Below are 17,331 nucleotides of genomic sequence, written 5' to 3'. Positions count from 1 at the left end.
CAATATCACGTGTAAGATAAACTTGGCTACGCCAAGTTCTTTTTTTGTAACAAATATGTTCCGGTCGCTTGCCTGCAGCAGGCGTCTTGGACTTTCACTGCATTTTTCGCACACGAAGCCTTAAGTTTACTTATCTTTTGAGTAAACAACTTTTTTTGACGATGCGTTAAACGAAAAGTTGAAAAGATTAATCGTTTTGTCATCAATAACCACGTTGGAAAATAATTTTCAATGAAGTATACTGAGAAGCATAAGAAATTTCTTTGCTTGTACAACTGCAAGGAGTAAACGGAGGAATCAAGCCGCTATGAAGCTAGCCATTGTCCGTCACGGCGAAAGCGAATTTAATGAAAAGAATCTCTTCTCTGGTTGGGAGGATGTTCCTTTAACTGACAAAGGACTTGAGGAAGCTACAGCGGCTGGCGAACGTCTCAAGCAAATGGGACTGACCTTTGATGTTGCTTTTTGTTCCGTGCTACGTCGCTCAATAAAATCGCTCGAAGCCATTCTCGATGTACTTGGTGAGGAATGGCTTCCCGTCTATAAATCATGGCGGTTGAATGAACGCAGCTATGGTGCCCTGCAGCGATTAAATAAGGAAGAAACAGCCATACGCCGTGGACGAGCTCTTGTGAATCGCTGGCGGAAAAGTTACGATGCTTATCCACCGCTGCTAGATATTGATGATCCGCGCCATCCGGGAAATGATCCACGTTACCGGAATGTTGATCCACGCTTGTTGCCTGCTGGAGAAAGTTTGGAAAGCACCCTCTATCGAGTCATTCCCTATTGGAGTGATGTCATTGCGCCACATTTATTGCATGACGAAAATGTTCTGATTGTCAGTCACCGCAATACGCTGCGCGCTCTTGTCAAATATCTAGAAAAACTCTCAGATGATGCAATCGTTCACGTAGATGTTCCAACTGGTGTCCCGATTGTGTACGAACTGGACAGTAAATTACGTATTCTCTCGAAAAATCAGCTGACGAACGATCCGGTGTAAGAAAGCAGAGCAACGGTATGATCTACCGCTGCCCTGCTTTTTTCACGTCATGAGAAAATTAATAGCCTTTTTTTGCAAGAACGAAGCCGCACAATCCGCCAACGACGGAAAAAGCAATCAAATACGTGAAACCAAAGTTGAATGAAACGCCGAGGATAAATGTACCAATCGCAGAAATGATATTTTCCAAACCATTCAATAGTCCAGCACCGGCACCTACTTTCTTACTCGGGAACATTCGTTGCAAGCTGCTCCAAATCGTCGGCAATATGACGCCATTCATTGCGCTTGAGATTGATATCAGGGTCATCGCCAACACGATATTGGAAACATGCGTGCCTATGAACAAGCCTAGCCCGGCGACAAGCGTACCGACTGCGGCAAAAATTGCCCGTTTCATCAATTTATCACTGAGAAATGAAGTTGCAATAATACATAGAGTCATTAATATATAGGGCATCATGTACCAGACACCTGTCATTTTTACAGAAATATGGCGAACTTCAATTAAATATGTCGGTAGCCAGAAAAGAATGCCGTAAAAAATCGTAGCCATACCGGACCAGTTAAGTAGGAGGAGCCAGAAATCGGATTTTTTTAGCACATTGCTGATTTTGACTGATTCTGCAACATCTTGAGCTTTATCGCTCTGTATATAGGCGAGTTCCTGTCTTGAGACAAAACGACTCTCTTCCGGTCGGTTTTTAGCAACGACTATAACAAGCGGGACCATAATAATAAGTCCAACAAGTGAAAAGACGACGAATGGCGTACGCCAGGATCCTGATGAAAGAATCATCCAAGTCACAAGTGGTCCGGTAATAATTGGTCCCATCGATAAACCAAAATTCCAAAACATATTCGCCCGCGCACGTTCATGAGCTGGAAACCATGTTTTTACCCACTTCGAATTGAGTGGCCAATGCATGCCTTCTCCGAGGCCCAGCAGAATGCGTGAGAAGATAAGCGACAAGGAGCTCCAAATAAAACCAGTAAACAATGTCATCAGCGACCACCAAATCAGCGCAACAAGAGCGATTTTCTGTGCACCATACTTATCACTCAAATACCCACCGAAGATATTCGATACCCCATACATGATCAAAAACAAACTGTTTCCCAGTGCTAAAGCTGCTGCTGTCACGATTCCATGACTTACCATAAAAGGTGCCGCAATGGAAATATTTGTTCGATCGATATACGAAATGAGCAATAAAAGCCACAAAGCAACGGCAAACCACCAGCGGAATTGCATCGTGTGCACAGGTTTCAAATGGCTGTTTAACGACAAACCGGCATTTTCATTTTTTGCCATTTCAGCATTGCCTCTTTTCTGATTTTTGTGGTAACGCTTCCATTTGTTTCGTCTAAAATGTGAACATTTCATGAACTATACTAAACTCGAAAGATGGTTATGGCAAATAAATACACTTGATTTTTCTGAATTGATATTTTTATTGGATAATTTTATAATTTAGTTTTAGATAATGATATCGCTTACAATCATTAAAAATTTTTCTAGAAAGCGAGAGGGTCTGCATGTATGATTATTTAATTATCGGCGCGGGAATCGTTGGATTGGCTACTGCTTATGCGATTCAAAATAAGTATCCTCAGGCAAAAATTCTGATAACAGAAAAAGAAAATGAACCGGCATTTCACCAGACCGGACATAATAGCGGGGTCATCCATTCCGGTATTTATTATCAGCCGGGCAGCCTAAAAGCCCGTTTCGCCAAGGAAGGCGGCGCGAGGCTACGTCATTTCTGCGAAACACATCAAGTTCCGTACGAAACATGTGGAAAAGTTATTGTCGCAACCCAAGAAAATGAGCTGCAGAATCTCGAGGCTCTCTATCAGCGCGGCCTTGAAAACGGCTTGACACTAACACGACTGAGCGCAGATGGGCTTAAGGAATATGAACCACATGTAGCCGGCATTCGCGGCATTCTTGTTCCTGCCACGGGAATTGTGGATTATAAGCAAGTTGCACGTGCGCTTGCCGACGATCTCCGCGCACACGAAAACGAGATTTTTTTCAATACTGAGATTAAAAAAATCAGCCATCAGCCCGATGGTGTGACTGTTGTTTCCGATAAGGGTAGCTATACAGCACATTTTCTAATCAATTGCGGCGGACTCCATTGTGATCAGATTGCCCGGATGGCCGGTGTGAACCCTGGGATGAAAATCGTACCCTTCCGCGGTGAATATTATGAGTTGAAGCCTGAGCAGCGTCAGCTCGTGAAGCATTTAATTTATCCTGTACCAAATCCGAAGTTTCCATTTCTCGGGGTTCACTTTACTCGGATGATCGACGGTCGCGTACTTGCGGGTCCCAATGCAGTACCTGGACTGAAACGTGAGAGCTATCGCAAAAGTGATTTTGATTTTAAAGAATTCATTGATACACTAACCTACCCAGCGTTTTGGAAGATGGGAAGCCAGAATCTGCGTTTTGGTCTTGGGGAAATTATCCGTTCGCTGAGTAAAAAGCGATTTGTTGCGCGCATGAAAGCATTGCTCCCGGAGATCCGCGAAGAGGATGTCATCCCATCGCACGCCGGCGTACGCGCACAGGCATTGACGGATGACGGCAAACTGGCTGATGATTTTATCATGATTCATCATGAAAATGCCCTGCATATCCTGAACGCCCCATCTCCAGCGGCAACCGCATCATTTTCGATCGGTGAGGCGATCTGCAGTGAAGTTCCAGAACCCACGCACCTGACGCTTGTCTGAAACACATTCTTCTTAAAGCTGATTCACAATTTTCTTTGTGCTATACTTGAATCCTTATCGCACGACAAGAAGGTTGGGTCTCCTTTGCTTTTAAAGAACTATCGGCCAATCCTTGCATTGGCCGTACCAGCAATGATTGAAAATTTATTACAAACGCTCGTCGGCTTTGCTGATACGCTGTTTGTTGCCCGTATTGGTCTGAAAGCGGTGACAGCAGTTGGCGCAGCGAATGCGCTGCTTGCTGTGTACATAGCCGTGTTCATGGCTGTCGGTATTGGCACTTCTTCACTGATTGCCAAAAGTATCGGTTCAGGAAATTTATCTGTCGCTCGTGACGCAGCTAGACAATCAACCATTGTCGCTCTTTACAGTGGTATATTTACTGGCTTGGTTACTGTATTCGCAGCGAGCGGGCTCCTTGTTCTGATGGGAACACAGGCTTCGATTCGCGACGAAAGCATGATCTATCTTCAAATTGTTGCTATTCCATCGGTCATTATTGCCTTGATGATTCACTTCGGTAATGTGCTGCGAGCGAGCGGCGATACGCGAACACCGATGCTCATTAGTGTGATCGTCAATCTAATTCATTTATTATTTGATTATCTGTTAATTTTCGGATGGGACGGTTTCCAAGGATTCGGGGTACCTGGCGCAGCTTATGCAACAGTTCTGGCTCGATTAATCGGCGTCCTCCTACTCTGGCATTTCATTCATCGGTCAGCCATCCGCTTTTCATGGTTTCAAGCATCAAAAAAAAGCGATCGGGTGATCCGTCTTGACATTATTCGCCTCTCGCTGCCCGCTGCAGCGGAACGGCTGATTATGCGACTTGGACAGGTTGTCTATCTCGGTATGATCCTACGAATGGGCACGGAAATTTACGCCGCCAATTTGATTGCTGAAAATATAGAAACGTTCGCATACCTCCCTGGTCTCGGTCTAAGTGTAGCAGCGACGATTCTCGTTGGTCGGTCGCTTGGCGCCGGGCAGCCGCAGTCAGCCAAAAATATCGGTTATCAGGCAGTAATCGTCGGCATTGTGATTATGAGCCTATCAGGAGTTTTGCTCTATTTTGGGACACCTGTTGTTGCAAACTGGTTTACAGACAATGTTCCAGCGCAACAGATGATTACACTGGCTATGCGAATTGATGCTTTCTTTATGCCGCCGCTTGCGGTTGGTCTCGTGCTTGCTGGTGCATTACAAGGATCCGGAGACACGAAAAGCCCGATGTACAGCACAGCGCTCGGCATGTGGGGTATTCGCGTCATATTCATCTATTTGCTCGGTCTTCAATTGCACCTGGGCATTGCCGGCATTTGGATTGCTCAAGGAATCGATTTGACCTTTAAGGCTTTATTTTTGCATCTCCGCTATAAGAAATTTTTCCATTTGAAAGTAAGTACCGCTCGATCCCTTCGATAAAACATTGAAATTCCATTTTTTATTAACTGCTTAAGAAAGCTGGAGAGTACGGTGGAATTAAATAACAGAAAAATTAAGGCAATCGCAATTTTCCAAAATGCTGCTTGTTGAATTATTTAAATGCACCAGGTGAAGAACCTTGACGAAAGTGAGCGTCTCGGTTCGAAGAACAGACAAGCAAATCGAGTGAATAGAAAAAATGCCTCTTAGTCGAAGAAATCGACTAATGAGACATTCTCGAACAAAATTGAGTATCCTTGCTACATTACCGTGTAATCAAAGCTTTCCGCTTCATAAAATCCACATCTTTATAATATGTGTTTTTGACCAGCACATTGGGTCCTAAACATTTAACAGCTGGGCAATGACAATTCAATGATCGTGCGAGCGGTGAAGCCATCCATTTCTTGTAAGCTTCCTCAAGAGCGGTTGTTTGAATATTGCCGAGCGCCGGTGTATCACCAAAATCAGTGACAATAATATCTCCATTAAAAATATTGATATTTAATCGTGATCGGCCATCTGGGTCATTACGGACACTAACATTCTTCGAGGAATATAGACGTTCAAGCAAATCAAGATCTTCTTGTTGTTTATTGCATGGATAAAATGGAAGTGTACCAAACAACATCCAAACAGATTCGTCGCGGCAATCCAAAAGTCGATGGATTCCATTACGTATTTCTTCAAGCGAGGCGACTTGTAGACCACTTGCAAAGTCGCTCGGATACATCGGATGAATCTCATGGCGCTTGCATCCCATTGCGACAACTTGTTCATGAATGCTTTCAAGATGCGGCAGCGTCCGTTTGTTAATCATAGTTTCCGCAGAGACGAGAACACCACGTGCGGATAACGCTTTCGCATTTTCAATTATCCGATTGAAGAAGAGTTCCTGCTGCTCCCGCTTCGGTTTCTTATCCATCACCGCAAAACCAATGTCCGAATAATCTTGGAAACTTCCATAATTGAAGGAGATGTGTAGCACGTCCAAATAGGGAATAATTCTTTCATAGCGAGCTAAGTCAAGCGTTAAGTTTGAGTTAATTTGCGTCCGCAGCCCGCGCTCATGCGCATACTTTAAGAGTGGCACAACCTCTTCCTTGACAGATTTTAAAGAGAGCATGGGTTCACCGCCTGTGATACTAAATGCCCGTAAATGAGGCGCTTCATCAAGGCGTTTCATTATCAAATCGATCGGTAACGCTTCTGGATCTCGTTTTTGCAATGTATAACCCACTGCGCAATGTTCACATCTCATATTACAAAGCGTTGTTGTTGTCAATTCAACGTTGGTCAGTTCAAGATGACCATATGTCTCCATATCCAAGTAAGCTTCCCACGGGTCATGGGCCGGTCCCATCTCTTGGGTATGATTCTCTAAATTAATTGCCATAGCGACCGTTCCCTTTCCTGTTATTTCTTGTTTGTCAATTAATAATATCATATTTTTGCCATAATATAACCCTATTCTTGTGAAACATTATTCAGGCTTCAACTATTTATCTATCAATTCATAATAAAAAAGACTTAGCCAATTCCTTGTTTGCAACAACTGCGCGCGCAATGTAACGCTCACTGTATGCTATTCCCGCAAAGCGTCTGACACATTGCTTATTGGTCAGAAAAACCATATTAAACCATTAAACATCGCTTCCTTATTCAGAAAAACTTGGCATAGCCAAGTCCTTTTTAACAATTGTGCTACGGTTGCTCGCTTGCCGCGGGCCCGCGCTCTCCTTAGACAGATTAGAATCTGCAGGGTCTCACTTGGCTCGCATTTCCCGCAAGGCGCCAGAGCACCTCGCTGTATTTTTGTACAAAATTCTCTATACGCTCTCTTATGTCTTAAAAAAACTGCCTCGCTCAAAATGAGCGGGCAGTTTCCCAGATATCAAAATGGGTTATGATGCACCTAGAATTGGAAAATTTGGACGTCTACTTATTATTCAGGAAAATAGCCAATCATTTTTGTTACTAAATGATCGAGAAATTGAAAGTCATTTTCTGTGCCATGAAAATTCGTGCTAAACGTCATCGATTTTTGAAAGGTCGTCACTGCAATTTGAAAATATGGCGCGTATTTTATAGAACCAGAAATAGAGGCATTAACGGGTGTCGCTGAACCGAAGCGCAGTTTTTCAGCATCTAATATTCCAATATTAGTCATCCCATTAATTGGTATCCTGTAAATTTTGGGGAACTCTTTAATGGCATCATTTAACGGCAGAGTCATGTACGCTTGATCTAAATCCCAGTAAACGCTTAAAGGCGACAGACTACCCTTTTGTTCGTCCATCACTTTTTTTACGCTAGTCAGTGCTTCTTCATAACATTCGCCATGGTGCGTTGGAATCGCGCAAATAATATTGCTCGTCAAATTGCAGAATCCTGGTTGATAATCAGTAGGCAAATAAGCTCTGGCATTAACTGGGCAATCAAGAATAATTTTTTCGACAGGAAGATAGTCAGCCATGGCACAAATATAAGCGGCGAATAATGCATCATTGATCGTCGCATTGAATTGTTTGGCATGTTTTTTAATGGTATCAAATCGTTCGGCAGCTAAACGGTGCCGAATAACAAAAGGATGACTCGGATCGCCTTGAAGCGGCAAATGATCCTTTTCCGTCTGTGGATAATGGCATACTGTTGTTTCCTGTATCGTTTTCAATTGTTCTGCAGATAAATGTTCAAAAACTTGTTGAAAGCTACGATGATCGGCAAGCGGCATTTTTATTACCGATGGATCGCCCTGCTGTTCAATTGTTGTGTAGCATGTTGCCAGTAAATATAAATAATCACGGATGCCTCCCCCGTCGCAAATCATATGATTCAACACAATGGCGAGCGAGTCATTCTCTCCAGTCCGAACAACACCAATGTGGATTTGCGGCCCTTTCAGCTCATTCGGTTTACAGATTAATTGTTGCTGAATTGTCTGTTCCTTATTATCCGTCTGAATCAAGTCAATCATAGCGTCTTCAGTCCATCCAGCTTCCTCCCACCAAGCTTTCTCAGCCGAACGGACAAAGCGGCAAGTCAGCATCGGCAGAGCACGAAAAGTGCTGCGCAATGCCTTCTTTAAGCTTGCGATATTAAGGAAACCATCAAATTCAATAATTGCATGTAAATAGTGATCGTTTCGCTGATTTATTCCGGAAACAAAATGTTTGATGTCGGCAGTCTCAGCAGGATAAATTCGATTGGTTCCTGGCATCATTTCATCTCCAGTCGCAATTAGTATACATAATTTTATTTATGTATTTTTTGTACCTTGAAAAATATTTTTCATATGTTTCATTATACGGGTTTCTCTCTTTCTCAGGCAAATCAGAAACATTCCTCTGTATGTATTCGTTTACATTATCGCATGATAAACTTGGCTTTACCAAGTCTATTCTGTAATAATATGCTTCGGCTGCTCGCTTGCCGCGCGTTGGACGAAATCTTTCTAATAAAAAAACAGGAGACTCTGCGTCTCCTGGCACGTTTCACATCAGGCAAGATAAGCTTCTCGAACGAGTTGATTGGTCATCAATTCAGATCCTTTGCCTTCAAGAACAATATTTCCTGTTTGAATCACGTATCCACGATTGGCAATTTGCAACGCTTGATACGCATTTTGCTCGACAAGAAGAATGGTCATTCCCTCTTTGTTTAATTCCTTAATAATATCAAAAATCTGCTGCACAATAATCGGCGCAAGACCCATTGAGGGCTCATCGAGCATCAATAACTTCGGTTTCATCATCAATGCACGTCCCATCGCCAACATCTGCTGTTCGCCACCACTCATCGTCCCGCCCGGCTGATCCATTCGTTCTTTCAGACGTGGAAAATAGCCACATACACGTTCCATTCGATCAGCAATTGCCTTTTTGTCTTTCACCGCAAAGGCGCCGACGAGTAAATTTTCGCGGACCGTCAATCTTGGGAAAATACGTCGTCCTTCAGGTACCTGCGCAATCCCAAGCAATGCTGTTTGATGGGCTTGATTCTTATGAATCTCTTTTCCTTCAAAGTGGATAGTTCCTTTTTTCGGTTGAACCTGACCGCTTATTGACTTTAATGTTGTTGATTTTCCTGCGCCATTACTGCCAATCAATGTGACAATCTCGCCTTTATCAATATATAAGTCAACCCCATTAAGCGCTTGGATTTGACCGTAGAAACTCTCAATTTGTTTTACTTCAAGAAAGTGATTCGTTGATGCCATCTCAGTCATTTTCTGCTGCCACCTTCCCGAGGTACGCTTCGATAACCCGCTGATTGTTGCGAATTTCGTCTGGTTTGCCTTGTGCGATTAACTCGCCATGGTCAAGCACGTAAATATAATCGGAAATTTCCATAACCAATTTCATATCGTGTTCGATTAGCACAATGGTTACATCAAGACGCGTGCGCATATCATGAATCAAATCAGTCAGTTTCTTCGTTTCTTTCGGATTCATGCCCGCGGCAGGTTCATCGAGTAACAAAACCTTGGGTCTCGCAGCGATCGCACGTGCAATCTCTAGTCGGCGTTGCGCCCCATAAGCCAAATTCCCAGCGTTTTCATTAACATAATCTTCAAGGCCCACATACTTTAAAATTTTATAGGCTTGCACCTTAGCTTTTTCTTCTTCGAGACGAATGGACGGAAGGCGGAGCAAGGTTCCTACCCAATGTGCCTTCAAATGTTGATGCATACCAATGAGCACATTGTCGATTACGGTTTGCTCATTAAACAGACGAATGTTCTGGAACGTTCGGGTAATTCCGAATTTACTCACTTCATGAGGTTTCAAGCCAACCAACGAATGCCCATTCAAAAGAATATCTCCTGATGTTGGTTTGTATACAGCAGTAATCATATTGAAAAAAGTTGTTTTCCCTGCTCCATTTGGTCCAATCACAGCGGTGATCGAATTTTTTTCAACAGTCATTGTAATATCATTCGTCGCGGTCAAACCGCCAAATTGTTTGGTTAAGTTTTTGACTTCAAGAACATTCATGAATCCGATCCCTCCAGATTCGTTTTCGCTTCAGAATTTCCGTAAGGCGGCTCAGCAGCTGCTTCACGTTTCAGACGTTCTGCATCCACTTTCTTATTCTTATGAGGAATAAGCCCCTGCGTTCGATACAGAGCGAAAACAACGAGCAGAATTCCGAAGATGAAGCGCTGCATTTTGGATGGCGAGAGTGCATCTGGAACGTTAAGAATACCTGCTGTACTCAGACTTGTCATCCAGTTAGACAGATCCGTTAACACTTGATTGTTCAAGATGATAACGACTGCGGCACCGAGGATAACACCAGGTACGCTTCCCATACCGCCTAAAATAACCATAACAAGAATCATCGTTGATTCAAGATACGTAAAGCTGGTCGCATCGACAAACATCTGCTTTGCAGCAAACACTGTGCCCATCATTCCAGAGAATGAAGCACCAATCGCAAAAGCAGCGAGTTTCGTTTTCACAAGCGGTATTCCCATTGCCTGTGCGGCGATTTCGTTGTCACGCACCGCTTTCCACGATCGTCCTAACTTCGAATTTTCCAAATGTTTCACAACATAAATGACTAAGATGAAAATGAACAAGGCAACGTAATAAAACTCACTAGGTGTATCAATTGGATATCCGAATATTCTTGGTGGCTGAATCTGTGAGATGCCCATCGAACCGTTTGTAATATTGATTGGATGATCCATATTGTTGAATACAATCCGAATAATTTCTCCGAATCCGAGCGTGACAATTGCTAAGTAGTCGCCTCTTACTCTAAGTACCGGAATACCAAGCAATATACCAAAAATGGCTGCTATAATCGCGCCTACAAAGATAAAAATCCAAAACGTATCACCGGGCAACGGATAGTGGCCAAATGGCATGAAATGATTGGCTTGCTTGCTTCCGAATATGCCGTATGTATAGGCACCAACTGCGAAGAATGCAATGAACCCCAAATCGAGTAATCCAGCAAAACCGACAACGATATTCAAACCAAGGGACATTGCAACGTAAATCAAAACAAGTGTTCCGACATCCATAAATGCCTGAAAATTCGACCCTTGACTGGCAGATAGAGGGATCATTACCGCAATAATAATAAATCCGATAGCCCATTTCAGCTTGACGTTAATCTTCATATAATAAAGGATCAATAGAGACAGAAGCACAAGTAGAAATGGGAAGATCGCCGATGCTGAATCTTCAAGAAGATACAGACCGAGACAAGTCACAAGAACATAGGTAATGATAAAGAATAACTGGGCGCGCGAACTTTGAGAAAATTTATGAAACCATTCTTTGACCATCTGCTTACACCTTCTCTATTGTGGCTTTTCCGAACAAACCTTCTGGCTTAAAGATCAGAACGAGAATCAAAATGATAAAAGCAAACACGTCTTTGTACTCGGATCCGAACAAACCGCCTGTCAGTGTCGACAAGTTTGCTGCAGCAAACATTTCAATCAATCCGAGCATTAGCCCGCCGAACATCGCCCCACGAATATTTCCAATACCGCCAAGAACGGCTGCTGTAAAGGCCTTAATACCAAGGATAAAGCCAATATAAGGATCGATTGTGCCGTATTGCAGCATGAACAGAACACCTGTCGCACCGCCAAGTGCTGAACCGACAAAGAAGGTCACCGAAATCACACGATTAACATTAATTGTCATCAATGAAGCTGTTTCACGATCTTGCGCAACAGCACGCATCGCCATGCCCCATTTTGTTTTGTTGACAAACAAATCAAGGCCGATGAGCATTATAATTGTGACTACTAATACAACAATAAATGAACTCTGAAATTTGGCATTGTTAAAAAACGGCATGATTGAATGGATATCAATCGTGAACGTATGATTAAATAAGGAAGGCGCGGTCACGATATAATTTCCAGTTTTCCATTCGGCAATAAAGCGTACCAAGTCTTCAAGGATAAATGAAATACCAATCGAAGTAATCAAGGCAATCAGCTTCGGCGCATTTCGCTTACGCAAAGGTCGATAGGCGACACGCTCAATCGCAACCCCCATTCCTCCTGTAATCATTGCTGATAAAATAATTACAATAAGAAAAACAAGAAGTGCAGGAAGAGAAGACATCAGACCCAAGCTAATAAACAAGAAAAGAAAGCCCGAACCAATGAATGCACCTGTCATGAATATGTCGCCGTGCGCAAAGTTGATCAGTTCCAGTATTCCGTATACCATCGTATAACCGATAGCAACCACAGCGTAGACAAAACCTAATGTAATGCCGTCGACCAAAACCTGTGGCAGTAATTGAATAATGTGCTGGAGCATTCTTACACCTCTTTTTATTTTGTGTCTCTTATTAAAAAGTTCTAAAAGGGTATAGCGAGAATACCCATACCCTTTTAGACAGTGTCCATGATGTGTGAGCGAAAAATGGCTCCATTCCACAAGTGAACGAATTAAATTATTTAGTTTTCTGAATTTCAGTCATTTCAGTTGCAGGATAAGAAGCTTTGTCAAACTTGTAGATGTAAATCTTCGCGTATTTATTGTCGCCTTTATTGTCGAAGTCAACTTTTGTGGCGAGACCATCATAATTGTGAATATCGCGAACTGCTGTTTCAACATTGGCACGTGTTGGCAATTTTCCACCGTTCTTTTTAATTGCATTGAGGATGGCCTGTTGTAGAACGCCGCCGCAATCATAACCATATGCCGAATAGCCTTCAATGTCCTTGCCAAACTGTTTCTTATAATCCGCAGCAAATTTTCTTCCTGCTTCAGTCTTTGTCACATCACCAACAACTGTTGAGAAGTAAACATTTTTCACGGCTGGACCCGCAATAGATACAGTTGACGAAGAGTCAAGACCATCGCCGCCCATAATTGGCATATTCATTCCTTGTTGGCGTGCCTGTTTGATAATCAGACCACCTTCAGCATAAACACCGCCAAAGTAGAGAAGGTCTGGTTTCGTAGCAGCTGCCTGGCTAATAACACCACTGAAATCTTTTTCACCAACTGTAATCCCTTCATAACCAACAATCTTTGCGCCAAGTTTCTTTGCTTCATCACGGAATGCAGAAGCAAGTCCGGAACCGTAAGCTGTTTTATCTTGAATGATGAAGATTTTCTTCGCTTTCAATGTCTTAACTGCGTAATTTGCGCCAGCTGGGCCCTGGAAATCATCACGGGCACAAATACGGTTTACAGATTTCAAACCACGTTCAGTCAATTCGACTGCAGTATTTGCCGGTGACACCATGGCAATGTGGTTTTGTTCATATACGGAAGAAGAAGGGATGGCGACACCGGAGTTTAAGTGACCGACAATTCCGAGAATAGAATTATCGGAAGCGATGTCCTGAGCATTCGAAACACCCTTCTTTGGATCAGCCATATCGTCATATGGAGCAAGAACTACTTTATAACCCAGTTTTGCAAATTTAGCTTTATAATCTTGAACAGACAGCTGAGCGCCTAATTTAATGGCATTGCCCAATGTTGCGCTGCCGCCAGAAAGAGGTGTCTGTGTTGCAATTTTGATAACCTTCAGGCTTTTACCTGATGAAGAGCCAGAACCGCAACCAGCAAGAAGACCGACAACTAATGCTAAAACTGCCATAAGTGGAATAAATCTCTTTAACTTCATTTTTACCCTCCTTTTTTTGAAAACGGAAAAACTATTGGTCTTACTTTTCTGTCTATTTTATGTATAACTCACCCCCCGATAAGTTTACCAATGAATTATAACAGTTTTCTGAAAAGATGTGCAACTCGCAACTCTTAGAATATATATTAAATAGAATTGTAATCATTGTCAGCATATATGTCAGATAATATGACACATGAAATTTATTTTTTATTTATCTATCAATGTTTTTAATATCTTTTACTGCCTGTTAACACGAGAATATATGAAGAAATCGCAGTGATTTTTCTGTCGATTTTTTTCTAATATTATCGATTAAATAATTATTATTGAATAATATTTTGCGTGTTTCTATTCATTCTTGTATCGTTCAGATATTTCTGTGTTTATCTATTCAAAACTAATTTTGCTCTTTTATTTCTATATTAATATATTTGAGTTTCTATATTACTTAATTATCTGAATTAGTCGATTATTACATTCGTAGTTCATCAATAGCTTCATATTCTTGACTTAATCCTTTGTCGATTTTATATGCCAATCGGGCGTAGAATGTATGGAGTGAGATTCGATTAATTGGCAGATGAAAAAGTGCCAATATTGACAGGCTGTCAATCTATGACAACCAGATTTAATCAAGGTGTATCTTTATTTGATTCATTTATTGTTATATATTAATTCATGTAATGTCATAATATATAACTTTTTTCAGTTAAGGAGGAATTCACTTGTCAAGTATTCTCTCAAATGAGGATGATCAGATTGTTGCTGAACCCTCAGTAAAAAAAGAGTATGCAGCTACCGAAAGTGTGCCGCACAATGGCGCAAGAAATTTAGGCTTTATCGACATGATCGCCACTTGGATTGGTGCCAACGCAAATAACGGGACATGGTATGTTGGTGGTGTTGTTGCTGGGGCTGCTTTCGGCGGTGCTATAGCCTGTACGCTGATTGCCAATCCGATCGCCTATCTATTTATGGCTCTGGTCGGATACATGGGTTATAAGGCAGGAACATCAACGATGGCTTTAACACGTCCATCTTTCGGCATTCGCGGAAGCTTTCTACCAACGCTCGTCAATATCACCTCATTTATCGGCTGGACAGCAGTAAACACATTTATTGCTGCCATTTCCGTCAGCTTTCTCCTGAAAGAGAGTTTCGGATGGCCAGCGTTTGGACAAGCAGGAAGTACGAAATCAATGGTAGTCGGAATACTGATTATGAGCGTTTTGCACCTTATTTCTATTTCCCTTGGTCATCATTCAGTAAAAGTGATTGAGCGCGTCGGCATGATTCTCGTTGCTGTTCTAGGCATTTGGGAAACGATTGTTGTCCTGCAAAATGTATCGCTCACCCAGATTCTTGCTTGGCACCCAAAAGCCTCTCTCTCGCTCCCTTTTGGTACGGCAATGGATACTATGGCTGCCTTCAGTCTCGGCTGGATTCCTGCAATTGCTGAATTTACGCGCTATACGAAAAAGAAAACCAGTGCGACGGTGGCGCCAATGATTGGTGCCAATATTGGCCTTTTCTGGTTTGCTTTTGTTGGTATTATCGCGACAATCGGTGCTGCCATTGCTTCGGGAACCTTTGATCCGAATAATTCTGACCCAAGTTCTATTGCCAGCAAACTAGGTCTTGGTTGGGTCGCGCTGATCGTGATCGTTGTTACCAGTACTACAGCAAACGCGGTTAATCTGATGGCTGGTGGTATCTCACTTACCAATATCGCTAAAAAAGTGAAACCGATGGCTGCTCTTTGGATCGTAACACTGCTCGCAATTTTACTGACATTTGTCCCCCTATTCTTTGGGAGCTTTCTCGATTCATTCATTGCTTTTCTCGACTATATCGGCATGGTTCTTGGACCAATGATCGGTATTATGGTTACCGACTTCTTCCTCGTCAGAAAAAGATCATACGACGTGGCAGCGTTTACACAAAAAAACGGAAAATATTGGTATACATCTGGTTTTCATTGGCAGGCTATTCTCACATGGATTATCGGCATCGTTCTCTTTTTGCTACTTCATAACTTGGACTTCTTCAAAAACAGTATCGGGGCGACTTATCCGGTTATTGTCCTATCCGCTTTGATTTACTGGGCAATTGCTAAACGCAGTAAATAATTTTTGAGGTGAAAGATATGCTTGTAAGTAATGCACGATTGATGAACCGCGAAGGGCTTTGGATGCTGCGCGTGGAGGATGGTTTGATACGCGAGATCACCGCCATGGACAAAAATATTGAGAAAAGCACGGATAAACTGCTTGATGCCAAAGGCGGCCTCCTGATTCCGCCTTTTGTCGAACCACATGTTCATCTGGATACCGTATTAACCGCAGGACAGCCAAAATGGAATAAAAGCGGCACATTGTTCGAAGGCATCGAAACGTGGGCACTGAGAAAGAAACAATTAAGCCGTGAAGATGTGCTCGATCGGGCAGAAAAGGCACTGAAATGGCAGGCAGCTCAAGGAATTCAGTTTGTCCGTACGCACTGTGATGTAGACGATCCAAATTTGACAGCACTTAAGGCTTTACTTGAACTGAAAGAACGCGTTGCGGACTGGATGACGCTTCAAATCGTCGCCTTTCCGCAGGAGAGTATTTTCGGCTTCCCCAACGGACGTGAGCTCATGGAGGAAGCAATGAAGCTAGGTGCTGACGTTGTCGGCGGTATCCCCCACTATGAACTGACACGTGAAGACGGCGTTGCATCGATGCAATTTGTCTTTGACTTGGCGGAGAAGTATGATCGACTCATCGATGTGCATTGTGATGAAATTGACGATGAACAATCCCGCTTCGTTGAAACGATTGCATCAGAAGCATATAAACGCGGTATGGGCGATCGAGTTACAGCGAGTCATACGACAGCGATGCATTCCTATAATGGCGCGTACGCAGCAAAACTATTCCGTGTCATTAAGATGTCCGGAATGAGTTTTGTTGCCAACCCGCTTGTCAATATTCATCTTCAAGGGCGTTTTGATACGTACCCAAAACGACGTGGGATCACACGTGTGAAAGAGATGCTAGAAGCAGGAGTAAATGTTTGCTTTGGTCACGATGATATTTTTGATCCATGGTACCCACTTGGCACGGGTAGCATGCTGCAAGTGCTGTTCATGGGGCTCCACGTTTGCCAATTGATGGGCTATGACTCGATCACGCATTCGCTTGAATTAATCACAGACAATAGTGCGAAGGCGCTCGCTATTACCGATCAATACGGTATCGAAATAGGAAAACCAGCAAACTTTCTCGTGATGTCCGAAATGAGTAGCTATGATACGATTCGTAAACTGGCTCCTATTCGCTATTCGGTTCGAAAAGGCAATCTTATCGCTGAAACCCAGCCGAGTGAGTCACAGCTCTTGATTAACGGTCACTCAGAGAACGTTGATTGGATTCATTAAATTTTTGATGACCAATAGATTCAATCACCTATTGACACGGAGTCCTTTTTACACACGTTGTTAGACGAATCAAGTGACAATTGTTTGATGTAAAAAAGCCTGAACT

General features: G+C 42.7%; 13 protein-coding genes. 5 read left to right on the top strand and 8 right to left on the bottom strand.

Annotated features, from left to right (window positions below; genetic code table 11):
• The first annotated feature begins 307 nt into the window (after positions 1-307).
• The gene (locus tag JOC27_RS08030; protein WP_205006766.1) at positions 308-1,006 is read left to right on the top strand and encodes a 2,3-bisphosphoglycerate-dependent phosphoglycerate mutase; all 699 of its coding nucleotides are present in this window, start codon (positions 308-310) and stop codon (positions 1,004-1,006) included.
• 58 nt (positions 1,007-1,064) lie between these two features.
• On the opposite strand, the gene JOC27_RS08025 is transcribed toward JOC27_RS08030, so the two are convergent.
• Positions 1,065-2,321: an MFS transporter gene (locus JOC27_RS08025; protein WP_205006765.1), complete on the bottom strand. Its 1,257-nt coding sequence runs from the start codon at positions 2,319-2,321 to the stop codon at positions 1,065-1,067.
• A 224-nt stretch (positions 2,322-2,545) separates the two neighbouring features.
• On the opposite strand from JOC27_RS08025, the gene lhgO reads away from it, so the two are divergent.
• The gene (lhgO, locus tag JOC27_RS08020; RefSeq protein ID WP_205006764.1) at positions 2,546-3,751 is read left to right on the top strand and encodes an L-2-hydroxyglutarate oxidase; all 1,206 of its coding nucleotides are present in this window, start codon (positions 2,546-2,548) and stop codon (positions 3,749-3,751) included.
• Positions 3,752-3,835: 84 nt separating this feature from the next.
• Positions 3,836-5,179: an MATE family efflux transporter gene (locus JOC27_RS08015; protein WP_239530092.1), complete on the top strand. Its 1,344-nt coding sequence runs from the start codon at positions 3,836-3,838 to the stop codon at positions 5,177-5,179.
• A 265-nt stretch (positions 5,180-5,444) separates the two neighbouring features.
• Here the strand turns inward: JOC27_RS08015 and yfkAB are convergent, their stop codons facing one another.
• The 7 genes from yfkAB to JOC27_RS07980 all read right to left on the bottom strand — a co-directional run bounded on the left by yfkAB (position 5,445) and on the right by JOC27_RS07980 (position 13,801).
• The gene (gene yfkAB / locus JOC27_RS08010; protein ID WP_205006763.1) at positions 5,445-6,575 is read right to left on the bottom strand and encodes a radical SAM/CxCxxxxC motif protein YfkAB; all 1,131 of its coding nucleotides are present in this window, start codon (positions 6,573-6,575) and stop codon (positions 5,445-5,447) included.
• A 549-nt stretch (positions 6,576-7,124) separates the two neighbouring features.
• The gene (locus tag JOC27_RS08005) at positions 7,125-8,399 is read right to left on the bottom strand and encodes a hypothetical protein (protein WP_239530090.1); all 1,275 of its coding nucleotides are present in this window, start codon (positions 8,397-8,399) and stop codon (positions 7,125-7,127) included.
• 279 nt (positions 8,400-8,678) lie between these two features.
• A complete protein-coding gene (locus tag JOC27_RS08000; protein WP_415641046.1) occupies positions 8,679-9,407 on the bottom strand; it encodes an ABC transporter ATP-binding protein in 729 nt (242 codons plus the stop codon).
• Complete coding sequence (locus tag JOC27_RS07995; RefSeq protein WP_205006761.1) at positions 9,400-10,176, bottom strand: ABC transporter ATP-binding protein; 777 nt, start codon at positions 10,174-10,176, stop codon at positions 9,400-9,402. Before JOC27_RS07995 ends, JOC27_RS08000 begins: the two co-directional genes overlap by 8 nt.
• Entirely contained in the window at positions 10,173-11,480 is a 1,308-nt protein-coding gene (locus tag JOC27_RS07990) for a branched-chain amino acid ABC transporter permease (RefSeq protein ID WP_205006760.1), read from the bottom strand. The genes JOC27_RS07995 and JOC27_RS07990 overlap by 4 nt, the downstream gene beginning before the upstream one ends.
• 4 nt (positions 11,481-11,484) lie before the next feature.
• A complete protein-coding gene (locus JOC27_RS07985) occupies positions 11,485-12,477 on the bottom strand; it encodes a branched-chain amino acid ABC transporter permease (protein WP_205006759.1) in 993 nt (330 codons plus the stop codon).
• Between the two features lie 136 nt (positions 12,478-12,613).
• Positions 12,614-13,801: a branched-chain amino acid ABC transporter substrate-binding protein gene (locus tag JOC27_RS07980; protein WP_205006758.1), complete on the bottom strand. Its 1,188-nt coding sequence runs from the start codon at positions 13,799-13,801 to the stop codon at positions 12,614-12,616.
• 728 nt (positions 13,802-14,529) lie between these two features.
• Here JOC27_RS07980 and JOC27_RS07975 point away from each other — a divergent pair.
• Together JOC27_RS07975 and codA are read left to right on the top strand one after the other, a co-directional pair.
• The gene (locus JOC27_RS07975) at positions 14,530-15,933 is read left to right on the top strand and encodes a cytosine permease (RefSeq protein ID WP_239530088.1); all 1,404 of its coding nucleotides are present in this window, start codon (positions 14,530-14,532) and stop codon (positions 15,931-15,933) included.
• Positions 15,934-15,950: 17 nt separating this feature from the next.
• Positions 15,951-17,225, top strand: coding sequence for a cytosine deaminase (gene codA, locus JOC27_RS07970; RefSeq protein WP_205006757.1), 1,275 nt, complete (start codon positions 15,951-15,953; stop codon positions 17,223-17,225).
• Positions 17,226-17,331: the final 106 nt, after the last annotated feature.

This window comes from Sporolactobacillus spathodeae (assembly GCF_016908935.1).
In the GTDB taxonomy this organism is placed as follows: Bacteria; Bacillota; Bacilli; order Bacillales; family Sporolactobacillaceae; genus Sporolactobacillus; species Sporolactobacillus spathodeae.
Note: the sequence above shows the minus strand (reverse complement) of the source record. Positions and strands in the feature narration are given on the sequence as shown.